The sequence below is a fragment of the Marinococcus sp. LNHM5E3-2.1 genome, from assembly GCF_056034365.1.
On the sequence record NZ_JBQLIB010000016.1, the window covers coordinates 20,123 to 43,939 of the forward strand.

A 23,817-nucleotide genomic window follows, 5' to 3' on the forward strand; every position below is an offset into this window, starting at 1 on the left:
TATGGCAGATGCTTAGTGGTTTTTATTGGATAGCCCATACACCGCGGACCATATTTGTCTGATTCCGGTCCGGGCCTACTGAGAAAATGCTGATAGGAATGTTGGTCAGCTGGGAAATACGTTCAATGTAATGACGGGCATTTACCGGAAGATCCCCGAGCGACGAAGCACCGGTGATGTCTTCTGTCCAGCCCGGCAGCTCTTCATAAATCGGCTCGCACTCTGCAAGTACCTTCAGGCTCGCAGGGAATTCTTCCATAATCTCTCCCCGGTACTTATAGGCCTTGCATATTTTGAGCGTTTCAATACCGGTCAAAACATCAATGGAATTTAAAGATAAATCGGTGATCCCACTCACCCTGCGGGCATGACGCACCACTACACTGTCGAACCAGCCGACACGGCGGGGCCGGCCGGTAGTGGTCCCGTATTCGTTTCCGACTTCACGAATCTGGTCCCCGGTTTCGTCAGACAGCTCTGTTGGAAACGGGCCGTCGCCAACGCGGGTCGTGTATGCTTTGGAAACGCCCACCACGTGCTGAATTTTGGACGGTCCTACTCCCGAACCGATAGTTACGCCGCCGGCGATAGGATTTGAGGAGGTGACAAAGGGATATGTGCCCTGGTCGATATCAAGCATCACGCCCTGCGCACCTTCAAACAGCACCCGGCGGCCTTTATCGATCGCTTCATTCAACTCTACCGATGTATCACAGACATACTTCGCAAAGAACTGGCCATACTCATAGTATTCATCCAGAATATCTTCAAGCTCAAACCCTTCTGCGTCATACATTCTTTCGAGCAGACGGTTCTTTTCTTTCAAATTCCGCGACAGTTTTTCCCGGAATTCATCTTTATCCAGAAGGTCAGCAATACGGATGCCTACGCGGGCAGCTTTATCCATATAAGCCGGGCCAATGCCTTTACGGGTCGTTCCAATTTTATTTGTGCCTTTGCTGTCTTCTTCCACGGCATCGAGACGCAGATGGTAAGGAAGAATAACGTGGGCACGGTTGCTGATACGCAGGTTGCTTGTATCAACGCCGCGCTCATGCAGATATTCCAGCTCTTCAACGAGCGCTTTCGGATCAATAACCATTCCGTTTCCGATGACACATGTTTTATTATCATAAAAAATTCCGGACGGAATTAAATGAAGCTTGTATTTAGTTCCTCCGAAGACAATCGTATGACCAGCGTTATTTCCACCCTGGTAACGGGCCACAACCTCCGCATTTTCTGATAAGTAATCCGTTACTTTTCCTTTTCCTTCGTCTCCCCACTGAGTTCCTACAATTACTATTGACGACACAGCGTCCACCTCCACAATCTCTCCTGCCGGCACCTTAGGCATATTTTTCTTGCTTATCCAATAACGTTCACTTGGCTTCATCTAAAGTTTTCATATTCTTATTTTATTATGGAGAAAATCCCTTAGATAGTCTATCAACCACGGCACGCAAAGTCAATAAAACACGAACATTAAAAGTTTTATTTGCTTAATTTGTTCGCTTATACAAAAAGCCCGGAGTCTAAGCTCCGGGCGGGATCTGATTATCGTCGTGTCGCCGGTCCAAATTAACGAATTTATTATATTCTTTAATAAAAGCGAGCTCGGCCGTACCAACCGGCCCGTTACGCTGTTTGGCAATAATAATTTCAATGATATTCTGGTTTTCGGATTCCTGGTCATAGTAATCATCACGGTATAAAAACGATACAATATCTGCATCCTGCTCAATACTTCCGGATTCCCTTAAATCAGACATCATCGGGCGTTTATCCTGCCTGGATTCCACCCCGCGGGAAAGCTGGGAGAGCGCAATTACAGGGACCTCAAGTTCACGCGCAAGAGCTTTTAAATTACGGGAGATTTCCGAAACTTCCTGCTGGCGGCTTTCCCCGCCTCTGCTGCTTCCCTGGATCAGCTGCAGATAGTCAATCAGAATCATTCCAATACCCCGTTCCTGCTTCAAACGGAGGCATTTCGCACGTATATCGTTTACCCGTATGCCCGGGGAATCATCAATAAAAATGCCGGCTGAAGATAAGCTCCCCATCGCCATCGTCAGCTTTTCCCAGTCCTCTTCCTGAAGCGCACCGGTACGAAGACGGTTAGCATCAATGTTTCCCTCCGCACAGAGCATCCGCTGCACAAGCTGGGCAGCACCCATCTCCAGGCTAAAAATAGCCACATTTTCCTCGGTTTTTGTTGCAATGTTCTGGGCAATGTTTAAGGCAAAGGCCGTTTTCCCCATAGAAGGCCTCGCAGCCACAATCACCAGGTCACTGCGCTGAAATCCGGCAGTCATATGGTCGAGCTCGGCAAAGCCGCTCGCAATTCCGGTTACGTCATTTTCCCGGTTCTGCAGCATTTCAATATTGTCATATGTTTCAATGAGTACATCTTTGATGGAAACGAAGGCAGACGAACGACGCTCCTGCGATACTTCCATTATAGTCTTTTCAGCTTCGTTAAGTACTTCCTCTACATCATGTTCTCCGCTGTAGCCTTCATTCACTATGTTAGTTGCCGCACGTATCAGCCGCCGCAGCAGGGACTTACTGTATACGCCCTGACTGTAATAACCAACGTTGGCCGCTGTCGGTACAGCATTTGCCAGATCGGTAAGATAAGAAAGACCGCCGATTTCTTCGAGCACCTGTTTTGCCTGCAGTTCCGTGCTGACCGTAATAAGATCAACCGGCTCTCCCCGTTCAGACAGCTCAATCATCGTATTAAAAATACGCTGATGCGACTGACGATAGAAATCTTCCGGCATCAAATGCTCCGTGGCAGTAATGAGTGCTTCGCCCTCTAAAAAGACAGCACCTAAAACAGCCTGTTCTGCTTCAATATTCTGCGGGGGGACCCGTTCTGTGAAAATATCATTCATTGCTTTCACCTCTATAGAACGTGTTGAAAAAAAGAGCCTGGTTCTTACCCTCTGTTTATGACGGGGAAACAGGCTCTTTATTCATCCACGCAGCTGTTACTCTTCCGTCACGTGTACGTTTACGACAGCTGTGACTTCAGGATGAATCTTGATTGGTACTTTAGTATAGCCAAGTGAACGAATTGGCTGGTCAATTTCTATTTTACGTTTATCCACTTTCATGTTCATGCTTTTCAGCTTTTCCGCAATCTGTTTTGTAGAAACCGCTCCGAACAAACGACCGCCTTCTCCTGCTTTGGCAGTAAGCTCTACGTCTGTTTTTTCGAGCTGCTCCTTAAACTTCTTCGCCTGCTCAAGCTCTTCCTGCTCACGTTCTTTTTGTTTTTTCTGTGTAGCTTCCAGGTCCCGCAGATTGCCTTTGCTCGCTTCTACAGCAAGGTCCTTCTTTAATAAATAGTTTCTGGCGTACCCTTCGGATACGTCTGCAACTTCACCTTTTTTCCCCTGGCCTTTTACGTCTTGTTTCAGTATGACTTTCATTCGGATGTGCCCCCTTGCAAATATTCATCAATGGCCTGCTTCAGGCGTTTTTCCGCTTCTTCAATCGTAGTATCGGTCAGCTGCGTTGCCGCATTCGTTAAATGACCGCCTCCGCCTAAAGCTTCCATTATTAACTGCACGTTCACTTCACCAAGCGAACGGGCGCTGATACTAATTTTATCATCCTGACGCTTAGATATCACAAATGAACCTTTGATATCGTTCATCGTAAGCAGGGTATCTGCTGCCTGAGCGATTAAAATCTGGCCGTACATTTCATCTTCCGCAGCGGCGGCAACAGCCATGCCGTCACGGTAGACCTCCGCCCGCTCGATAAGATGCGACCGCTCCACGTATTGATCGAGATCTTCTTTTAAGAGCATCTGCACCATAGTCGTGTCGGCACCGTGCATTTTTAAAAATGAGGCTGCATCGAACGTTCTAGATCCGGTTCGGATGGCGAAGCTTTTCGTATCCACAATAATGCCTGCAAGCATCGCCGTTGCTTCAAGCACATCCATACTGAGCTTTTTCGGCTGATACTCCAGAAGCTCTGTTACAAGCTCGGCTGTGGATGAAGCGTACGGTTCCATATATACAAGCACCGGATCTTCAATGAATTCTTCTCCCCGGCGGTGATGATCAAGAACAATCGTACGGTTCACGCGGTCAATCAGCCGCGGCTCGATAACCATGGAGGGTTTGTGTGTATCCACGACGACAAGCAGCGTATGCTTCGTTACTTCATCCATTGCTTCGGACGGCGTAATAAATTGAGACCACAGGTATTCATGGTTTTCGATTTCTTCCATCAGCTTTTTCACATCCGGATTAATTTCATCCGGATCTACGACAACATACGCATCTGTATTATTTACTTCAGCGATTTTAAGCACGCCAATCGCAGCACCAATAGCATCCATATCCGGATTTTTATGGCCCATCACAATGACCTGGTCGCTTTCGAGAACAAAATCACGCAGTGCATGGGAAATAACCCTGGCGCGCACCCGGGTACGCTTTTCAACGGCATTGGACTTCCCGCCGTAAAAACGCACCTTTCCGTTCGCGTCCTTGATGGCTACCTGATCGCCTCCACGTCCGAGTGCGAGATCGAGACTGGACTGGGCCAGGGAACCAAGCTCCTGCAGGGACGGCTCGCCCGAACCGATGCCGATGCTAAGGGTGATGGTCACCTTCTCTTTACTCGTAATATCACGTACGTAATCGAGCAGCTCAAACTTTGTCTGCTCAAGATGATCAAGGGCGTCCTGATTCATGATAGCAATAAACCGGTCTACAGCAATGCTGCGCAGTAAAATGTCATGATCCCCCGCCCACTCATTCAAAGCGGTAGTCACATGACTCATCAGCCGGCTTCTTGTCTGATCGTCCATGCCCTGGGTAACTTCAGTGAAATTATCCAAATAAATAAACGCCACAACTGATTTTTCTTTTTGATACATCGCCTGAATATCCGTCGTTTCAGTCATATCAAAAAAATACAGCAGCCGCTCTTCGCGGTGAATATAAACGGTATAATGACGATTTCTCATCGTTAAATGTATTTCGCTTTCCCCCTGCTTAATCGCTGCAGCCAGACGTTCAGATACAGTACTGATCGGTTTTCCCATGAACTCCTTCGGCAGGTAGGAAAGAATGAAGGGGTTCGCCCACTGTATCTGATAATTCTTATCATACAGCAGTATGCCAATAGGCATTTCGGTAACTGCTTCTTCCCCCGCCTTGTTCACACGGTGGGTCAGCGTAGATATATACCGTTCAAGCTCTTTTTCAAATGAACGCTCCGCCTGGATAACATAAATAGCCAAAGCTCCGAGCAGGACAAATCCTACAGCTCCTATTTCCCATTGAAACCAGGTGAGAAAGGCAAGTGCTATTCCGGCTAGTATGAACAATCCGACGATATGATAGCCGTACCACCGCCGTATTAAAAACTTCGGCATGTAACTCAACCCCTACTTCGTGTCGGTTTGAATGCGTTGCTTCAAGTTTAGACCTAAATCTATTATACCTAAAATGCGGGCCAAAAATAATGCTATTGTTGATAATAATATACTCCCGACGATAATGAGAACCCCGTAGTATTTCGGATAGGATTTAGCATGCAGGAAATAAAAGATCACGGTAAAGCCCTGAATCGCCACAGCCAGCTCCAAAAGAGGAAAAAGATTCATAACAACAATATACATAGCCGTGCCTTCTTCAAGCCCAATCAAAATAAATATGGAACCGGTCAAATAATACCATATGAGAGACCTCGGAAAATTCCAGTTTCGAAAAGCCGGAAACTGCTGGTAATCCATCCGGACACGCTTCAAAATAACATGAGCGAACACCTGGGTTATAAATGAAAGAATAATGCCTGTGCCAATAAGGAGCACCGGACCGATGTATTGAATCAGTGTAACCATCTCTGCTAAGGCATCCAGATTTGAGGTATCCTGATCGATACTCTCCATCATGCTTCTCGCCTGGGCAATAGAGTCATTCAGTGTTTGCTGGATCAATTGGATCGGATCAATATTAAACAGAAGAACCGAACTTAAATAAAATAAAACCAGGCCGATGATATAAGCCACAGTCCCTGCAGCAAAAACGGCAAAAGCCGGCTTCTTTTGATGAATAAGCGCCCCTGCTGCAATGCCCCCAAGACCGAAAATCAAAGCAGTCGGAAAACCAATACCACCCGTAAACAAAGTCGCAAGCAGCGCACAGACGATAAACATAAAAATGCCCGGTTTCCCTCCGTTTCTTGCCACAAAAATAATAAACGGAAGCGGCATCGCTATCGTTAATATACTTCCGACGACCGGCACAAAGATCAGCAGCAGTACCAGCACCAGGAAAATAGCGCTAAAGACGGCTGCTTCTGCGACACTTCTAGCATTTTTCACTTCACGTTCACCTCATTTACAAAGGCAGTCAAATAAATGTACAGCAGCCGCCCAATTGCTTTCACTCCCACATTATCCCAGTGCTGCCTTTATCTCTTCGTATTCATGGAAATTCCATTCGTTCATTTTAGCTTATTCCCTTTCAAAAAGAAAGACGAACAGCCGAATAGTCAAAGGCTGTACATATCTAAAAAACGCTGACTTACGTCAGCGCCTTATTTCGTTTATTTATCTGCGGCCGGGCTTTTATTTATTCTTCATTCGGCAGCTTGAAGGAAGATTCGTTTGGAACCTCTGCTTCTATGTTTTCCTCTGCGGCTTGAATATCATCCTGCTTCAATTCTTCAAGCTGTTTATTAATTTTTGTAATATAAGACTGAACGTCCATATGAAAACCTCCTTCCCAGTATATAAAACGCTTTAACAATTACTTCATTTATACCCCGGGGAGGGAGCGGCCTAAACATACAGCCAGTTTCCATACAATAAAACACCCTTCCCCGGGCATAAGGCCTGGAAAAGGGTGTTTAAATGTTTCCCTTACTGCTCGCGCACAAAAGGAAGCAATGCTACGTGACGGGAACGCTTGATAGCGCGGGTCAGCTTACGCTGATATTTCGCACTCGTACCAGTTACGCGGCGTGGAAGAATCTTCCCTCTTTCTGAAATAAACTTCTTCAAGAGTTCAGTATCTTTGTAATCGATATGAGTAATTTTGTTTACTGTGAAGTAACAAACTTTCCGTCTTTTTCCTCTACGACGTGCTGCTGCTGCCATTGTTTATCCTCCTTTATAAAAGATTGTTTATGCTCTCAGGGGTTTTAGAATGGCAAATCGTCATCTGAAATGTCGATTGGCTGCCCGTTATCCGAAAACGGATCATCGTTTAAATTAGACGAATCGCGATTTTGCTGGCCTGAACCTGAGCTCTGGCTACTCTGCTGTTGAGAATAGCCGCTTCCCTGCGAAGAACCTCCGCCTCCGGACGCTCCGCGCGGTTCAAGGAACTGCACGCTCTCCGCCTGAACTTCTACTACCGTTACACGACGGCCTTCCTGGTTTTCATAGCTCCGGCTCTGCATACGTCCATCCACACCGGCCAGGCTGCCTTTTTTCAAGTAATTGGCCACATTTTCTGCCTGCTTCCGCCAAATGACGCAGTTAAGAAAGTCTGCTTCCCTTTCGCCCTGCTGGTTGGTAAATGGACGATTTACCGCAATGCGAAAGTTAGCGACTGCTACGCCGTTCGGGGTATAACGCAGATCAGGGTCCGCGGTCAGCCGACCGACTAACACGACACGATTTATCATTTAAACCCCTCCTGATTGTTAATGAAATTAGTCGTCGTTACGAACAACTAAGTGGCGGATTACGTTATCATCGATTTTAACCAGACGGTCAAATTCGTTGGTAGCGTCCGCGGTGCCTTTAATGTAGGTTACAACGTAATACCCGTCACGAAAATCATTGATTTCGTATGCGAGACGTTTTTTTCCTACTTCGTCTACTTTTTCAATTTCAGCGCCGTTATCCGTTAAGATTTTGTTGTACCGTTCGATTGTGTTTTTGACACCATCTTCGTCAACATTCGGGCTGATAATGTAAAGTACTTCATAATTCCGCATGCTGCGTCACCTCCTTTTGGTCTTCGGCTCTTCTCCGGTGGAAAAGAACAAGGAGCAAAAAACGCTTATCCGTTTTTAACTCGCAAGTTAAAATTATATCAGCTTGAATTGCATTTTACAATATTCCCGGAGGAAAAATTAAACGTTAAAGCGGAAATGAACAACGTCGCCGTCCTTAACGATATATTCCTTGCCTTCAAGCCTTACCTTGCCTGCTTCTTTGGCGCTGTTCATTGCACCTGCCTGCATCAGGTCTTCGTATCCGACAACCTCGGCACGGATAAAGCCTTTCTCAAAATCACTGTGGATTACACCGGCAGCCTGGGGAGCTTTTGTATTTTTGCGGATCGTCCAGGCCCTTACTTCCGGTTCACCTGCAGTAAAATACGTCTGCAGGCCAAGCAGGGAATAAGCTTCCCGGATCAGCTGGTCAAGCCCCGGCTCTTCAATGCCGAGATCCTGAAGAAATTCATTTTTTTCTTCTCCTTCAAGCTCCGCGAGTTCTTCTTCAATTTTCCCCGAGATAACTACAACGCCCGCACCTTCAGCTGCTGCAAATTCTTTGACACGGGAGACGTGCTCATTGTCTTCTTCTTCCATTAAGTCATCTTCGCTGACGTTGGCGACGTATAATACCGGCTTCATCGTGAGAAGCTGGAAGCCTTTAACGATTTTCAGCTCTTCCTCAGTCCATTCCAGGCTGCGCACGGGCTGTTCTTCTTTCAGTGCTTCGACAATCTTTTCGAGTACTGCATGCTCCTGCATTGCATCTTTATCCTTGGATTTGGCAAGCTTTGCTACTTTATCGATCCGCTTTTCTGCCGTCTCAAGGTCTGCAAGAATCAGTTCCAGGTTAATTACTTCGATATCATGGATCGGATCTATTTTTCCCGAGACGTGAGTGACGTCATCACTGTCAAAGCAGCGTACCACGTGGGAAATAGCGTCCACTTCACGGATATGCGAAAGGAATTTATTTCCCAGGCCTTCTCCTTTACTCGCTCCTTCAACAATGCCGGCAATGTCTGTAAATTCGAATGCGGTAGGAATCGTTTTTTTCGGCTGAAACATATTTGTTAACTGTTCGAGCCTGCTGTCCGGCACTTCCACAATACCTACGTTCGGGTCAATTGTGCAGAACGGATAGTTGGCAGACTCCGCTCCCGCCTGAGTGATCGCGTTGAACAATGTTGACTTCCCGACGTTCGGAAGTCCGACTATACCTGTAGTTAAAGCCATTTATTATTTCCTTCTTTCTTTCAATTAATATTTCTCTAAACATAACAAAGAGGACAACCGCAGCTGTCCTTAAAAGCAACTCTTTATCGTTAGTATATTGCTTTGAGTATAGTATAATTTCACTTTTGCGACAACAAGAGCAGCTTTACCGGAATTATTCGAGCACCTTTTTCACCTTTTTACTGAATTCTTTTCTCGGAAGCATCACGCTATGTCCGCACCCTTCGCACTTAATCCGGATATCGGCGCCCATCCGGATAATTCTCCAGCGATTTTCTCCACAAGGATGCTGCTTTTTCATTTCCACAATACTATTGATATCAAAAGGCTGCTTTTCCACCATAAGGCCCGTTTTCTCCTTTCTTCTCATCTCACCTGAACGATTCGGTACTTTTTATCCTATCGTAATCCGTCAAAAACCTCAATTAAACTCTCATCTTTCTGTCCGGGGCGGCTTTTGCTTAAATACGACAGTTATTTTTACCCAAACGCGGGTATAGTAGGCTAATACAATTATTTTTGGGGAGAATTCTGGAAAGGAGTTATCTGCTATGGGGAAAAAAGCTGTTTCACGTGAAGCCTACCGTACTCACTGCCACGTCAGCATGGATGAGCCCGGAAGTGCTGGAGAGCTGGCGGACTGCCTGACCGGTCACATCCGGGAGCGTGTCACAGATGAAGATATCATCCTGGTCTGTATTGGCACAGACCGCTCCACCGGAGATTCTCTAGGGCCTTTAACCGGAAGCAAGCTTCTTGAAAAGCAACTGGAAAACTTTTATATATACGGCACTCTCCAGTACCCGGTACATGCTGTTAATTTAGAAGAAACGCTTTCGATCATTGCCGCAGAGCATCCGCATGCTTTTATTATCGCTGTAGACGCCTGTCTTGGTTATCTTCAGAATGTAGGGAAAGTTACTTTGAATGAAGGAGGAGTAACTCCGGGAGCTGCCATGAAAAAGAAGCTTCCAATGGTTGGAGATATGCATATTAACGGCATAGTGAATGTCAGCGGAATGATGGAATACTTCGTACTGCAAAATACCAGGTTGTATACTATCGACACAATGGCTTCTTTAATAGCAGAAAGCTTCCTTCTTGCCGACCGGTCAATCTCAACGCAGCATGTCCTGAAGGAGGAAGAAGCCACCACCCCTCCGTTAACTTTCCATAACGAGGACGACCATGTCCGCTTCCTCCGGGAGGCTTCATCCGCCGAACAGACGGATAATAAACACAAAAAAAGCCACCATCGGTATCGCCGGAAGTAGATTTGCCACCCGGATTTCTAAAAGACCTGCCAGCTTTAAGCCGATAGCAATAATCATCACGCCGCCGGTAGCCGTCATTTCAGTAATAAAGGTATCCATGGCCTCCTGCGGCACCAGCCTATCAATTTGGACGGCAAAAAGGGCAATGGATCCCTGGTAAATAACGACTGGGATAAACGAAAATAACACCCCGATCCCCATCGTCGTTGTAAAAATAAGCGCTGAAAATCCGTCCAGCATTGATTTTGTAAATAACACATCGTGCTCCTGGCGCAGCCCGCTGTCCATTGCTCCAAGCACTGCCATAGCTCCCACCACATATACCAGCGTGGCAGTTACAAAACCTTTGGCTACTGTGTTCTCTGTACCGCTGTTTCCCATTCGTTTTTCCACCCACTGGCCGACCGACTCCAGACCATCTTCGATTCGCAGGCGCTCTCCTGCCCAGGCTCCAGTTACCAGACTGCCCACGACAATTAAAAATTGTTCTGTCTGCAGTCCCATCTGAATGCCAAGAAGAACAACCGCCAGCGCCAACGCCTGCATAATGGTTGTTTTCATTCTTTCCGGTATACGGTGAAACAATAACCCCATTAATGATCCAATAATAATAGTCACTCCGTTGACCAATGTTCCTGTCAGCACCATAAATGTCCGCTCCCTTTTCCCATTTGTTTCTTTATTTCTCTCTGTATATTCTTTTGAAATCCTTTGTGGATACGCTGATAAGTGCAGTCCAACTGCCGGAAGCAACGGTGAGTCTCTTCATCCTGTGCTTTTGGCTATTGATTTTTGTGCCTTTTGGGCTGGCTTTAAATATTTTACTATAAAATGAACTGGAGCGGGCTTGCCCTAAAAGGCAAAGGTTACATAGCTGATGTCTTTTATCGTTCTTTCTGCCCTTTCATTTTAAGGAGAGATTATAATGATCGTCCTTTTACCTAATCATAAATACAATACCGCTAAAAGTATACTTGCTCTGCAGCAGCAATCCTACCATACAGAAGCTGTGCTTATAGACAATTTTGATATCCCTGCTCTAAATGAAACGGTGGAAGCTATCCGGGCATCGAAGGAAACCTTTGTTGGTTACTTTGTGGAGGGGGAGCTTTGCGCTTTTATTGCTTATGAATACCAGGAAAAAAAGCTGCAAATCACAAGACTCGTCGTCCACCCGGATTTTTTCCGGAGGGGCTTTGCCTCTTATTTACTGAAATATCTATTAAATCACCATCTGGATACTTTAATTTACGCTTATACAAGCGAAAAAAACCAGCCGGCGATCGATCTTTACCATTCATTTGGATTTGTCATTTCCCGCAAATTCAGCCTTTCCGACGGGCATCCCATGGTAGTACTTGAACGCCATTCCTCCTACGCCTGATACTTCGTCCCACCCTCCGCCTTTTAAGCCATGCAAAATAGAAAGGACTCCCGGGTAAAACCGGAAGCCCTTTCCTTATTCTTTTTCTTCACTCAGAAGCTGAAGAATCCGATCCAGGTCCTCATCCGAAAAGAATTCGATTTCAATCTTTCCTTTGTTTTTTCCCTGCTGAATAGAAACGGAGGTACCAAAATATGATTGGAGTTCCTCAGCTTTTTGTTCAAGGAAAGGAGAGGCCGGCTGTTTTGGCTTTGTTTCACGTGGAACACCCTCGTTCATCTGCTGAACAAGTGCTTCCGTCTGCCTGACATTGAGTGCCTGTTTAACAATCTGTTCGCTTACCTTCACCGCCAGCTCTTTCTTTTTCAATCCAAGAAGCGTTCTGGCGTGTCCCATGGAAATTTCCTTGGTCTCAACGAGCTTTTGCACTTCTGCCGGCAGCTGCAGAAGTCGGATATAATTGGCAATGTGCGGTCTGCTCTTTCCGAGCCGCTTGGACAGTTCATCCTGAGTAATGTCGAGTGATTCCACCAGACGCTGATACGCATGGGCTTCTTCTAATGGATTCAGATCTTCCCGCTGCAGATTTTCAATTAACGCGACTTCCATCATCCGCTCATCGCTTAAATCCTTTACAATCGCCGGAATTTCTTTTAGGCCTGCCGCTGAGGCAGCACGGAACCGCCGCTCTCCCGTAACAATATCGTACCCTTTAATACTTTTGCGAACGAGAATTGGCTGCAAAACACCGAACTCCGCCACAGATTGCTTCAGCTCTTCAATCGCTTCTTCTTCAAATCGTTTTCTCGGCTGATAAGGGTTCGGCCGTAATTCCTGTACTGGTACGGCAGTGATTTGATCTTCGTTGCCGCCTGTTTCTTCCGGGAAAAAAGCGTTCAATCCTCTACCTAGACCTTTGGCCACCAGCAACCACTTCCTTTGCTAATTCTAAATAGACCTCGGCACCCTTAGACTTTGCGTCGTACATAATAATTGGAAGACCGTGGCTTGGAGCTTCCCCAAGACGTATATTCCGGGGAATAATCGTTTCGAATACTTTTTCCTGAAAATATTTTTTTACTTCTTCTATAACCTGGAATCCGAGATTGGTCCTTGCGTCGAGCATTGTAAGCAGGACTCCTTCGATTTCCAGATCATGGTTTAAGTGCTTTTGCACAAGCCGGACGGTATTGAGCAGCTGGCTCAATCCTTCGAGGGCGTAGTACTCGCACTGCACAGGGATTAAAATCGAATCCGAAGCGGAAAGCGCGTTGATCGTTAAAAGCCCAAGGGAGGGAGGGCAATCGATTATTATGTAGTCGTACTGCGCCGCCACATCCTCCAATGCATTTTTCAGCCTGATTTCCCGGGAAATAGTGGAGACCAGTTCAATTTCTGCCCCGGAAAGCTGGATGGTGGCAGGTACTACGTCCAGTTGTTCCAAGGCTGTTCCCCGGACAATATCACGAATATCTGTGTCTTCAACGAGAACGTTATAAACGCACTTTTCAACGTCCCCTTTTTCAATGCCCGCCCCGCTGGTAGCATTGCCCTGCGGATCAATGTCCACGAGAAGCACCCGCTGTCCTACATGTGCCAGACAGGCACTAATATTTACTGCTGTTGTTGTTTTCCCAACGCCGCCTTTCTGGTTGGCGATAGCAACAGTTTTTGCCATCGATACACCTACTTTCCCAGTTCCATGCTGTTCTTCTTGTTTACTTCTTCGATTTTGGTATTCGAATGGTTACCTGATAATAACCATCATAGTCTTCTTCATCCGTATCAATTGCCATGCCGCTTTTCGTCACCATATCTATCGACTCCCGGATCGTATTTAAGGCAATACGGGTATCTTTGGATACGTGCTTTTTCGGCTGCCTTGTCTTTTTTGGCTTTGGATCAAGCAAAGCAGCAATCCTGTCTTCCGTCTGTTTCACGTTCCAGTCCTTTTCAATGGCCTCGTCAACGATACGATCCTGGCGCTCCGCCTCCGGCAGCTTCAGAAGGGCTCTGGCATGCCGTTCAGTAATTTCTTTTTCTGAGAGCTTCTCCTGAACGTATTCAGACAGATGCAGCAGACGGAGCTTGTTAGCAATGGTCGACTGACTTTTTCCCAGCCGCTGCGCCAGACTTGCCTGCGTGAGCTGATTCATTTCAAGCAGCCTGGCGTATGCAGCTGCCTCTTCAAGCGCTGTCAATGCTTCCCGCTGCAGGTTTTCAATAAGCGCAATTGAGGCCGTCTGGGTATCATTAAATTCTTTCACCAGCGCCGGGATCTCTTTCCATCCAAGCTTCTGCGAAGCGCGCCAACGCCTTTCGCCAGCAATAATCTCATAGCCTCCGGACTGCTTTCTGACCGTTATTGGCTGCAGAAGGCCGTGCGTCTGCAGCGATTGAGCTAATTCCGAAAGCTTTTCATCTGAAAAGATGGTCCGTGGCTGAAAAGGATTCGCCATGATTTGATGGATGGGAATCATTTTAACTTCGTGTTCATTAATGCCGCTTTTTTCAGCCTGGTTGTCTCCCAGACCGAACCATTTTTGAATCGACTGTTTCATACCCGTATATCACCTCACTTAAAAACTGCGGCCCATGATGTTTCACTAGTGGATTTCGTACATTTGCTCTTTCATTCTATCACGTTTCTAAGGGTTGTCGAATGAGCCATGGGTGATTATAAAGGATTTTTTGCCGGGGTCCCTGGTTTTCTCGGATACGCTTTTGGGGTCTTTTTCCTTTTTTCGAATGCTAAAAGCACCCGTTCGCTCTCTTCTTCAGGCAGTTTCATTTTCTTCGGGGCCAATGCTTCTGCTTCTAATTTTAACAGGGCGTTTTCTGCCTCAAGCAGTTCTTCTTCCCCGCTGGCTCCCTTCCAAGCAATGAAAACACCTCCCGGCTTTACAAACGGCAGGCAGAGCTCGAGCAGTACTGGCAGCTTAGCCACAGCACGGGCACTCGCTGCGTCAAACTGATCCCGGTACGTCTTTTGACGAGCCAGCTGCTCCGCCCGGTCATGGATAAGGGTCACTCCTTCAAGCCCAAGCTCACTGACGATTTCCTCTAAAAAACCTATGCGTTTTTTTAAAGAGTCGACAATCGTAACCTGAAGCTCCGGAAAGCAGATCTTAAGAGGCAGACTTGGGAAGCCGGCTCCTGAACCGACATCGATCAGGGTTCCTTCTGCCTTAAATGCCGAAAGGGAAGCTCCGGTAAGAGAATCATAAAAATGTTTTTCATATACCTCCCGTTCTTCAGTAATGCCTGTCAGATTCATGCGCTCATTCCATTCCACTAGCAGCTGATAATACTGTTCAAATTGCTTCTTCTGTTTATCGTCCAAAGAAATATGTATGGCTTCAAGCCATTCCGGAAACGTTTCTTTACTCATTCTTTTCTTTCCTGCCCTTCACTGGATAATACGACAACGCTCACACTCCTGGTGTTTACCCCTTAGCAAAACGGCGTTGTCTTAAAAAAAGCCCCTGCTTTCAGTAAGCAGGGGCTTTATCACGCACTGTTACGTTGTTGCCATACGGCCCTGTTCAATATACACAAGCAGTATAGATATATCGGATGGATTCACCCCGGATACACGGGATGCCTGTCCGACAGAAAGCGGACGTACTTCTGAAAGCTTTTGTCTCGCTTCAATCGCAATACCCGAGATGGAGTGGTAATCGATGCTCTCTGGAATTTTTTTCTCTTCCATTTTTTTCATCCGCTCGACCTGTTCAAGCTGTTTGGAAATATATCCTTCGTATTTTACCTGAATTTCCACCTGTTCGGCTACATCCGGCGCAATAGACGAAGGCGCGTCTGCAAATGGAGCAACGTCAGCATAACCGATTTCCGGCCGCTTCATCAGGTGGGCCGCCGAAGCTGCTTCCTTCATCGCTGTTGAACCGCGGGAAATGAGCATATCATTAATTTCTTCATGCGGCTTCAGAGTAAAGCTCTCCAATCGTTTTTTCTCAGCCTCGATCGATTCTTTTTTATGCACAAATCGTTCGTAGCGGGCCTCCGGAACCAATCCGATCTCATGACCGATATCGGTTAGACGCAGATCGGCATTGTCATGACGTAGAAGCAGGCGGTATTCCGCTCTCGATGTTAACAGGCGGTATGGTTCGTTGGTGCCCTTAGTGACCAGATCATCAATAAGTACTCCAATATACGCATCCGAACGGTCAAGGATGACGCCTTCCTTGCCCTGTGCTTTGCAGGCTGCATTGATTCCGGCCATAATCCCCTGCCCGGCAGCTTCTTCATAACCCGAAGTACCGTTAATCTGACCGGCCGTAAAGAGACCTTCCACGGTTTTTGTTTCAAGGGTCGGCCACAGCTGCGTCGGAACAATTGCATCGTATTCGATCGCATATCCCGGGCGCATCATTTTTACGTTTTCAAGTCCCGGGATAGTTTTGAGTATGCCAAACTGAATATCCTCCGGAAGACTGGTTGAGAGCCCCTGCACGTAAACTTCATCTGTATTTCTGCCTTCGGGTTCGAGGAAAATCTGGTGCTTCGGCTTGTCGTTAAAACGGACAATTTTGTCTTCAATTGAAGGGCAGTACCTCGGACCTGTTCCTTCGATCATACCGGAATACATTGGGGAGCGCTGCAGGTTGTTTGTAATCAGCTCATGCGTTTCTGCGCCGGTATAGGTGAGCCAGCACGGGAGCTGATCAGTAATGAATTCCACCGTTTCGTAGGAAAAGGCCCGCGGCTGCTCGTCGCCGGGCTGGATCTCTGTTTTGCTGTAATCGATGGAATTACTGTTCACCCGGGGCGGAGTGCCGGTTTTGAACCGGACCATATCGAGCCCGAGCGCTTTAATGCTGTCCGATAAATTGATGGAAGGCTGCATGTTATTCGGACCACTTTCATAAGCGAGTTCTCCGAGAATAATCTTGCCGCGCAGATAAGTGCCCGTTGTCACTACGACCGAGGAAGAATAATAGCTCGCACCAGTATTAGTGACTACGCCTTTACATACGTTATCTTCAACGATCAACTCCTCCACCAGTCCCTGGCGGATCGTTAAATTGTCTGTGTTCTCAAGGGTCCGCTTCATTTCCTGCTGATAAAGAAATTTATCAGCCTGCGCACGGAGCGCCTGAACAGCCGGTCCCTTTCCTGTATTAAGCATCCGCATCTGGATATGGGTTTTATCAATATTTTTAGCCATTTCTCCGCCGAGCGCATCAATTTCGCGGACGACGATGCCTTTTGCCGGCCCTCCTACGGACGGGTTGCACGGCATAAACGCTACGGCGTCCAGGTTCAGCGTCAGCATCAATGTATTAGCTCCCATGCGTGCAGAAGCAAGCCCTGCTTCTACGCCCGCATGTCCGGCGCCGATGACAATCGTGTCATAATTTCCTCCGTTGTAACTCATTACAGTTCCTCCTTCTAGTATTACCCTCCGCCTGCAGCGGGTGTATCTATTTTCCGAGACAAAACTGGGCAAACAGCTGATCAATTAATCCGTCATGCACATTTTCCCCGACAATTTCTCCGAGCTGTTCCCAGGCCCGGGTAATATCAATTTGTACCATGTCTACTGGTACTCCCATTTCCACGGCTTCCAAAGCGTCATTTACCGAACGTTTTGCCTGATTCAATAACCCAATATGACGGGCATTGGACAAATAATTCATGTCCGCTGCCTCCACCCCTTCATCAAAAAAGAGGTGGGCAATTGCTTCTTCAAGACTGTCAATGCCTTCATCATTCAGAAAAGAAGCGGCAATAATCGGCCGCCCAGAGGTATACTCCCGGAGTTCTTCCTCATCGACCTGTTTAGGAAGATCCGTTTTATTCATTATAACAATAACATTCATGCCCTGAACTGCCTGAAATAATGCTCGGTCTTCATCGGAGAGCGGCTCTGCACTATTGATGACAAGAAGAATCAGCTCCGCTTCCTGCAGCACCTGGCGGGAGCGTTCTACGCCGATCTTTTCCACAATATCTTCAGTTTCACGTATACCGGCGGTGTCAATTAAACGAAGCGGCACCCCCCGGACGTTTACATACTCCTCGAGCACGTCTCTTGTGGTGCCGGGCACTTCCGTTACAATTGCTTTGTTTTCATGTACCAAATTATTCATCAGGGAGGATTTTCCCACGTTCGGCCGGCCGATAATCGCTGTGCCAAGTCCTTCACGCATGATTTTTCCCTGCCGCGCCGTTACGAGAAGCTGATCGATCTCTTCGCCGACAAACGAAACATTCTCTTTCAAAACATTTGTCGTCACAACATCAGCATCAAATTCAGGGTAGTCAATGTTCACTTCCACATTGGCTACTGTTTCAAGAAGCTTCTGGCGAAGCTTACGGATGCGTTCAGAAAGCCTTCCTTCAACCTGCTTTAAAGCACTCTGCATCGCCCGGTCGGTTTTAGCTCTGATCAGGTCCATGACACCTTCCGCCTGCGTCAGATCAATACGCCCATTTAAAAATGCCCGTTTCGTAAACTCTCCAGGCTCCGCCAGCCGCGCTCCCTGACTTAATACATTATCAAGGACACGATTGACCGAAACCAGTCCTCCGTGACAGTTAATTTCCACGATATCTTCTCTTGTAAATGTTTTTGGAGCCCTGAGGACAGAAATCATGGATTCTTCAATCACGGAGCCGTCCGCTGGGTCGATAATATGCCCGTAATGGATCGTATGGGTTTCCACGTCATGAAGAGATTTTTTGCCCTTATACACATGATCCGCAATATTTAGCGCTTCGTCTCCGCTCAGGCGGACAATCGCAATAGCTCCTTCCCCGCTCGGAGTCGAAATCGCGGCAATTGTATCTGTTTCCATTCATCAACCCTCCCTGGGTTTTTCTTCATCTATTAGACACACGAAAAGGACGACACCTTTTTCGGCATCGCTTTCGTCAGTTTCCTTATATGCTTCTAACTAAATAGAATATCATATGAAAGCAGTTCGAAAAAGGTTTTTATCCACATGTGGATAACCTGTGTACATCTGCCTGTTTCTTTTAAAAAAACCGCCCGGCAGTCCAGGCGGCAATTTGTCTCATTTTAACTTTTCTTTTGCACCAGGTGTAATTACTACGTGACGTCTTGGTTCTTTTCCTGAAGAAGTTGTTTCAATATTTTTATGCTGATGCAGGGCCTGATGAATAATTTTTCGTTCCGCTGCGTCCATAGGCTCAAGTTTAATTGTTTTGGCTTCCCGGAGCGCTTTTCCGGCCATCCGCTCTGCAAACCTCTGCAGCGATTCTTTTCGTTTCCCACGGTAATTTTCAGCATCAAGTACTATATGCTGCTTGGCGTCAGCATGCTTATTGGCGGCTGTATTCGTAAGATGCTGGAGCGCATCGAGGGTCTTTCCACGCTTTCCAATCAGAAGGCCGAGAGAAGAGCCTTTGATCTCCATCGCGGTATGCTTTCTTGAGATCTGTACTTCCACTTCTGCTTCTACGTTCATAGCCTGAATCAGATCTTTTAAGTATGCAGCCGCTTCCTCCACAGGGTCGATTCGAAGGGATACTTCTACGAAAGCCTGCTTCGCTCCAATGCCGAGAAATCCTTTTCTTGGTTCTTCAAGCACCTGGTACTCGATACGGTCTATTGTTGTTTCCCATTCCCGCACAGCTGTATCTAAAGCTTCTTCTACTGTTTTCCCCGAAACCTTCATCGATTGGTTCACCGTTACCCCGCCCTCCTCGTTCCTTACGTTTCTTAAGTACCCGATTTTCGTTTATTACGGGCATGTATATGCTTATGCTGCACGTACATGTATGTGTAAAGTGATTTTGAGTTTATTTACGCACGGTCCTTGTAAACAATTTCTTCAGCACCAGCAGAAATCCCTCTATTTTAAAAGTATTTTTCGCCCCCAGCCGCTGCCGGCCAGAAGCGAAAACAACTTTGTGTCTACTTGTTGGGCTTTGCTTTACCTGAGTTTAACAAACCGGCTTTTTTAAATACATGGGTCAGACTTTTTTTTGTTTCATGGTAATCCATATCCGCTACCGGTTTCCTCGCTATTACTACCAGGTCATAGCCTCCGGGGATCCGGGGCTCAAGCTCCGATACAGCTTCACGCAGATAACGCTTGATCCGGTTGCGCATGACGGCGTTTCCCATCCGTTTGCTGACGGTAAGTCCTGCCCGGTAATGAACCTGTTCCTCTTTTTTTAAGGTATAAAGCACAAATTGCCGGTTGGCAAAGGAAGTTCCGTGCGCAAAAATATAGCTGAATTCGTGATTCTTTTTTAAACGATTGTGCTTTTTCATCACCCGGTTCCCCCTTTTCCTATAAAAACCACCGGCATTTTTATTTTTCTTTCCGGCTGAAGACAGAAAAAAAGACCACTGGATAAAATCCGTGGCCTTCTTATGCAGATAATACTTTTCTACCTTTACGACGACGATTTTTCAAAACCTGACGACCGTTCTTTGTTCCCATTCTCGCACGGAAACCGTGTACTTTTTTACGCTTCCGGTTGTTAGGGGTAAATGTTGGTTTTCCCATAGTGTATCGCACCTCCTTAAGGAGTAATAAACGTTCGAAAACATTCCCGTAAATTATATAGAGAATAAGAAAAACTGTCAACCACCCCCTGGCCGATACCGCTGGCTGTGTTTCCTGCATTTGTGCACAGCAATTCTTTTCTGCTGTGTGGATAAATAAAAGCGAACATAAAAAATGCCCACAGCATTATGAACAACCTGTACACATAATCTAGTGCTGTGGATAGTTTCTATACACAAGTTCTTGAGTTTGTGGATAAACAAATATGTTCCCGTTGTTATTCATCTTTTTATTTGCTATCATGGATTAAGTTTCTGTTAATAACATTCCATACAATGCAACCTTATCCACAGCTGTTGATAACTTTGTGGATAATTTTCCACAGCCATTGGACAATGTTATTCACAGCCCTGTGCATTATGTGTATTTCTTTTTTTACATAATTTTATTATTATTGCACAATAATTTTATAACGCATACAATATGCATCTCCCGCATATTCACTTATTGGGTTTCTTTCTTTCACCATGATAAGATAGAAGCCTTTTCTGTCTTTCCAGCGATTTGAGTCTCCAGCCAAACCATTGTATACTGCTAAACCTGTACGAGAGGAGTGCGTCCTTATTGGAAAATATTACTGATTTATGGAACCAGACATTGGAACTAATGCAGGAAAAAGTAAGTAAACCAAGCTATGAAACGTGGTTGAAAGCGACAGAGGCCTCGGATCTTCAAGGAGATACCGTAATTATTGAAGCACCGAATGAGTTTGCCCGCGACTGGCTTGAGAGCCGTTATACAAACCTGATTACGGATGCTTTAGAAGATATTACCGGATCCGCGCTGCAGGTGAAATTTGTGATCCCGCAGGCTGAAGTTCCGGTTGAAAATGAACCAGCGCCCCCAAAAGCAGCTCCGTCCGGCTCCAGCCAGGACCCTCCAAAGAGCATGCTGAATGATAAATATTCATTTAATACTTTCGTGATCGGCTCCGGGAACCGTTTTGCCCACGCTGCATCGCTTGCAGTAGCCGAAGCGCCAGCCAAAGCGTACAATCCATTGTTTATTTACGGCGGTGTCGGCCTTGGAAAAACCCACTTAATGCATGCCATCGGTCATTACGTTATTGATCATAATCCAAATGCCAAAGTTATGTACCTGTCCTCTGAAAAGTTTACCAATGAATTCATCAATGCTATCCGGGACAACAAAGCTGTGCATTTCCGGAACAAATATCGAAACGTCGATGTACTGCTTATTGACGATATTCAGTTTTTAGCAGGAAAAGAGCAGACCCAGGAAGAGTTTTTCCACACCTTCAATGCTCTTCATGAAGAAAGCAAACAAATTGTCATTTCCAGCGATCGTCCGCCAAAGGAAATACCAACGCTTGAAGACCGGCTCCGCTCCCGGTTTGAATGGGGATTAATCACTGATATCACGCCGCCGGACCTCGAGACTAGAATCGCTATTCTGCGCAAAAAAGCGAAAGCGGAAATGCTCGATATTCCAAACGAAGTCATGCTCTATATTGCCAATCAGATTGATACAAACATTCGTGAACTCGAGGGGGCACTTATCCGTGTCGTCGCTTATTCTTCGTTGATCAATCAGGACATGAATGCTGACCTGGCGGCTGAAGCTCTGAAAGATATCATTCCTACCGCCCAGCCTAAGACAGTCACCATTGAGCATATCCAGGAACGGGTGGCTACCCAGTTTCAGATGCCTGTGCCGGAATTAAAAGCAAAAAAGCGTACAAAAAGCATTGCTTTTCCGCGTCAGATCGCCATGTATCTGTCACGGGAAATGACGGATGCCTCTCTGCCGAAAATCGGTGAGGCTTTTGGAGGCAGAGACCACACAACCGTCATTCACGCCCACGAAAAAATATCAAATCTGATGTCGACAGATACAGAACTGCAAAAAACTGTCCAGGGGATCATCGATCAATTACGCACATAGGTGTGGATAACGAACCGAAGTTATACACAACTTACTCACAGGGACAAATGCCCGATTTAGCAGTTCAAATGTTATTTATCCACATTACTAACAAGCCCTACTACTATTACTACTTTAAAAACAATATATATAAAGGGAGATGACCTATGCATTTCACCGTCGATCGAGATCAATTTGTGCAACATGTACAAAACGTAAATAAAGCTGTCTCCTCCAGAACGACAATTCCAATACTGACCGGAATTAAAATCGTTGCAGCTGCTGATGGCGTAACGTTAACCGGCAGTGATTCTGATATATCCATCGAAACGTTCATTCCCACAGAGGAAAACGATAATCAGTATGTTCAGGTGCAGGAGCAGGGAAGCATTGTGCTCCAGGCCCGTTTTTTTGCGGAAATAGTAAAAAAGCTTCCAGGGGAAGAAATTGAAGTCGTCGTACAGGACCAGTTCGCGACTACGATCCGTTCCGGCTCTGTCGTATTTAACCTGAATGGTCTGGACCCAGAAGAATACCCAAGGCTTCCAAAGCTGGATGATACAAATATGTTTCATTTGCCCCAGAGCTTACTCAAGGACATGATCCGCCAGACGGTTTTTGCCGTGTCGGCCCAGGAAACGCGACCAGTGTTGACAGGTGTAAACCTTGAAAGTGAGAACGGAGAACTGATCTGTACTGCTACAGACAGCCACCGGCTTGCTCTCCGGAAAGCAAATCTCGAAGCAGGTTCGGATGCACCTGACCTGTCTAACATTGTCATTCCAGGTAAAAGCCTGAATGAGCTAAGCCGCCTGCTGAGCGATGATGATGCCACGGTGGAAATTATTATTACGGAAACCCAGGTAATGTTCCGTTTTCCGCATCTCCTGTTTTATTCCCGGCTTCTTGATGGGAAATATCCAGTCACAAAAAATATGATTCCTTCTGAAACGAAAACCGGGGTGGAGCTGTATACGAAAGAATTACTCCAGTCACTTGACCGGGCATTGCTGCTTTCAAGAGAAACAAAAAACAACGTGATCAACTTAAAAACACTCGGAGATGGAAGGGTAGAGATCAACTCCGTTTCCTCCGAAATTGGGAAAGTGACGGAAAACATCGATTGTGATAAAATAGACGGAGAAGAGCTTCGCATTTCGTTTAACGGAAAAAATATCACAGATGCCCTGAAAGTAATCGACAGTGAAAAAATTCATATTCAATTTACCGGGGCAATGAGCCCATTTGTGGTGCGGCCGACAGACCATGATCAGATGCTGCATTTATTTTCGCCGGTACGCACGTATTAAAAGTTGAACAATTATACGGCCTTTTGTATAAAACAGGAGGCCGTTTTTCTTATGTTATGCTGACAGGGAATATGAAACGAATAGTGCGATATACTGGCATTTTTCGCTTATTTTTAGTAAAATATAGAGTATGAATGAAATATGTTCGGAAACAGGCAGAAGTAATAATTATGCTT

25 protein-coding genes are annotated in these 23,817 nt (G+C 46.2%); 4 read left to right on the plus strand and 21 right to left on the minus strand.

From position 1 onward, the window contains the following. Positions 1–22: 22 nt before the first annotated feature. The 11 genes from ACTRXH_RS14275 to ACTRXH_RS14325 all read right to left on the minus strand — a co-directional run bounded on the left by ACTRXH_RS14275 (position 23) and on the right by ACTRXH_RS14325 (position 9,565). Positions 23–1,315 carry an adenylosuccinate synthase gene (locus tag ACTRXH_RS14275; RefSeq protein ID WP_474277759.1) on the minus strand — a complete coding sequence of 431 codons (1,293 nt, stop codon included), beginning with the start codon at positions 1,313–1,315 and terminating at the stop codon, positions 23–25. A 220-nt stretch (positions 1,316–1,535) separates the two neighbouring features. Continuing rightward, complete coding sequence (dnaB, locus tag ACTRXH_RS14280; protein ID WP_474261243.1) at positions 1,536–2,900, minus strand: replicative DNA helicase; 1,365 nt, start codon at positions 2,898–2,900, stop codon at positions 1,536–1,538. Between the two features lie 96 nt (positions 2,901–2,996). After that, positions 2,997–3,440, minus strand: a complete 444-nt coding sequence (gene rplI / locus ACTRXH_RS14285) for a 50S ribosomal protein L9 (RefSeq protein ID WP_474282710.1) — start codon at positions 3,438–3,440, stop codon at positions 2,997–2,999. Further along, positions 3,437–5,407 carry a DHH family phosphoesterase gene (locus ACTRXH_RS14290; protein WP_474261241.1) on the minus strand — a complete coding sequence of 657 codons (1,971 nt, stop codon included), beginning with the start codon at positions 5,405–5,407 and terminating at the stop codon, positions 3,437–3,439. Before ACTRXH_RS14290 ends, rplI begins: the two co-directional genes overlap by 4 nt. A gap of 12 nt (positions 5,408–5,419) precedes the next feature. Continuing rightward, a complete protein-coding gene (locus ACTRXH_RS14295) occupies positions 5,420–6,358 on the minus strand; it encodes a YybS family protein (protein ID WP_474282712.1) in 939 nt (312 codons plus the stop codon). 250 nt (positions 6,359–6,608) lie between these two features. Further along, entirely contained in the window at positions 6,609–6,746 is a 138-nt protein-coding gene (locus tag ACTRXH_RS14300; RefSeq protein WP_474261239.1) for a hypothetical protein, read from the minus strand. A 152-nt stretch (positions 6,747–6,898) separates the two neighbouring features. After that, positions 6,899–7,135, minus strand: coding sequence for a 30S ribosomal protein S18 (rpsR, locus tag ACTRXH_RS14305; protein WP_022792963.1), 237 nt, complete (start codon positions 7,133–7,135; stop codon positions 6,899–6,901). Positions 7,136–7,179: 44 nt separating this feature from the next. Further along, on the minus strand, positions 7,180–7,668 hold the full coding sequence (gene ssb, locus ACTRXH_RS14310; RefSeq protein WP_474261238.1) for a single-stranded DNA-binding protein: 489 nt from the start codon (positions 7,666–7,668) through the stop codon (positions 7,180–7,182). Positions 7,669–7,695: 27 nt separating this feature from the next. Then, positions 7,696–7,983 carry a 30S ribosomal protein S6 gene (gene rpsF, locus ACTRXH_RS14315; RefSeq protein ID WP_022792961.1) on the minus strand — a complete coding sequence of 96 codons (288 nt, stop codon included), beginning with the start codon at positions 7,981–7,983 and terminating at the stop codon, positions 7,696–7,698. A 138-nt stretch (positions 7,984–8,121) separates the two neighbouring features. Beyond that, positions 8,122–9,222 (minus strand): redox-regulated ATPase YchF, encoded by a 1,101-nt coding sequence (ychF, locus tag ACTRXH_RS14320; RefSeq protein ID WP_322525355.1) that lies wholly within the window; start codon positions 9,220–9,222, stop codon positions 8,122–8,124. 154 nt (positions 9,223–9,376) lie between these two features. Then, positions 9,377–9,565 (minus strand): DUF951 domain-containing protein, encoded by a 189-nt coding sequence (locus ACTRXH_RS14325; protein WP_091615215.1) that lies wholly within the window; start codon positions 9,563–9,565, stop codon positions 9,377–9,379. Positions 9,566–9,773: 208 nt separating this feature from the next. On the opposite strand from ACTRXH_RS14325, the gene yyaC reads away from it, so the two are divergent. Beyond that, the gene (gene yyaC, locus ACTRXH_RS14330) at positions 9,774–10,496 is read left to right on the plus strand and encodes a spore protease YyaC (RefSeq protein WP_474261237.1); all 723 of its coding nucleotides are present in this window, start codon (positions 9,774–9,776) and stop codon (positions 10,494–10,496) included. Here the strand turns inward: yyaC and ACTRXH_RS14335 are convergent. Continuing rightward, on the minus strand, positions 10,434–11,144 hold the full coding sequence (locus tag ACTRXH_RS14335; RefSeq protein WP_474261236.1) for a DUF554 domain-containing protein: 711 nt from the start codon (positions 11,142–11,144) through the stop codon (positions 10,434–10,436). The two genes, yyaC and ACTRXH_RS14335, sit on opposite strands and share 63 nt — an antisense overlap. A 277-nt stretch (positions 11,145–11,421) precedes the next feature. Here ACTRXH_RS14335 and ACTRXH_RS14340 point away from each other — a divergent pair, with 277 nt between their 5' ends. Then, a complete protein-coding gene (locus tag ACTRXH_RS14340) occupies positions 11,422–11,880 on the plus strand; it encodes a GNAT family N-acetyltransferase (protein WP_474282714.1) in 459 nt (152 codons plus the stop codon). A 75-nt stretch (positions 11,881–11,955) separates the two neighbouring features. Here ACTRXH_RS14340 and ACTRXH_RS14345 read toward each other — a convergent pair whose 3' ends face one another. From ACTRXH_RS14345 to rpmH, 9 genes are all read right to left on the minus strand, one after another. Continuing rightward, the gene (locus tag ACTRXH_RS14345) at positions 11,956–12,804 is read right to left on the minus strand and encodes a ParB/RepB/Spo0J family partition protein (protein WP_474282716.1); all 849 of its coding nucleotides are present in this window, start codon (positions 12,802–12,804) and stop codon (positions 11,956–11,958) included. Next, positions 12,785–13,558 (minus strand): ParA family protein, encoded by a 774-nt coding sequence (locus ACTRXH_RS14350; RefSeq protein ID WP_022792953.1) that lies wholly within the window; start codon positions 13,556–13,558, stop codon positions 12,785–12,787. Before ACTRXH_RS14350 ends, ACTRXH_RS14345 begins: the two co-directional genes overlap by 20 nt. Before the next feature lie 40 nt (positions 13,559–13,598). After that, the gene (gene noc, locus ACTRXH_RS14355; protein ID WP_474282718.1) at positions 13,599–14,441 is read right to left on the minus strand and encodes a nucleoid occlusion protein; all 843 of its coding nucleotides are present in this window, start codon (positions 14,439–14,441) and stop codon (positions 13,599–13,601) included. 116 nt (positions 14,442–14,557) lie between these two features. After that, a complete protein-coding gene (gene rsmG / locus ACTRXH_RS14360) occupies positions 14,558–15,271 on the minus strand; it encodes a 16S rRNA (guanine(527)-N(7))-methyltransferase RsmG (RefSeq protein ID WP_474261232.1) in 714 nt (237 codons plus the stop codon). A gap of 129 nt (positions 15,272–15,400) precedes the next feature. Further along, complete coding sequence (mnmG, locus tag ACTRXH_RS14365; RefSeq protein ID WP_474261231.1) at positions 15,401–17,281, minus strand: tRNA uridine-5-carboxymethylaminomethyl(34) synthesis enzyme MnmG; 1,881 nt, start codon at positions 17,279–17,281, stop codon at positions 15,401–15,403. 46 nt (positions 17,282–17,327) lie between these two features. Then, positions 17,328–18,704 carry a tRNA uridine-5-carboxymethylaminomethyl(34) synthesis GTPase MnmE gene (mnmE, locus tag ACTRXH_RS14370; protein ID WP_322525348.1) on the minus strand — a complete coding sequence of 459 codons (1,377 nt, stop codon included), beginning with the start codon at positions 18,702–18,704 and terminating at the stop codon, positions 17,328–17,330. Positions 18,705–18,923: 219 nt separating this feature from the next. Next, positions 18,924–19,559, minus strand: a complete 636-nt coding sequence (gene jag / locus ACTRXH_RS14375; protein WP_474282721.1) for an RNA-binding cell elongation regulator Jag/EloR — start codon at positions 19,557–19,559, stop codon at positions 18,924–18,926. Positions 19,560–19,786: 227 nt separating this feature from the next. Then, positions 19,787–20,149: a ribonuclease P protein component gene (gene rnpA / locus ACTRXH_RS14380; RefSeq protein WP_474261229.1), complete on the minus strand. Its 363-nt coding sequence runs from the start codon at positions 20,147–20,149 to the stop codon at positions 19,787–19,789. A 100-nt stretch (positions 20,150–20,249) separates the two neighbouring features. After that, the gene (rpmH, locus tag ACTRXH_RS14385; protein WP_079474470.1) at positions 20,250–20,387 is read right to left on the minus strand and encodes a 50S ribosomal protein L34; all 138 of its coding nucleotides are present in this window, start codon (positions 20,385–20,387) and stop codon (positions 20,250–20,252) included. Positions 20,388–21,011: 624 nt separating this feature from the next. Between rpmH and dnaA the strand changes: the two genes are divergently transcribed. After that, the gene (dnaA, locus tag ACTRXH_RS14390; protein WP_474261228.1) at positions 21,012–22,352 is read left to right on the plus strand and encodes a chromosomal replication initiator protein DnaA; all 1,341 of its coding nucleotides are present in this window, start codon (positions 21,012–21,014) and stop codon (positions 22,350–22,352) included. A 146-nt stretch (positions 22,353–22,498) separates the two neighbouring features. After that, positions 22,499–23,641 (plus strand): DNA polymerase III subunit beta, encoded by a 1,143-nt coding sequence (gene dnaN / locus ACTRXH_RS14395; protein ID WP_474261227.1) that lies wholly within the window; start codon positions 22,499–22,501, stop codon positions 23,639–23,641. The last annotated feature ends 176 nt before the right edge of the window (positions 23,642–23,817 follow it).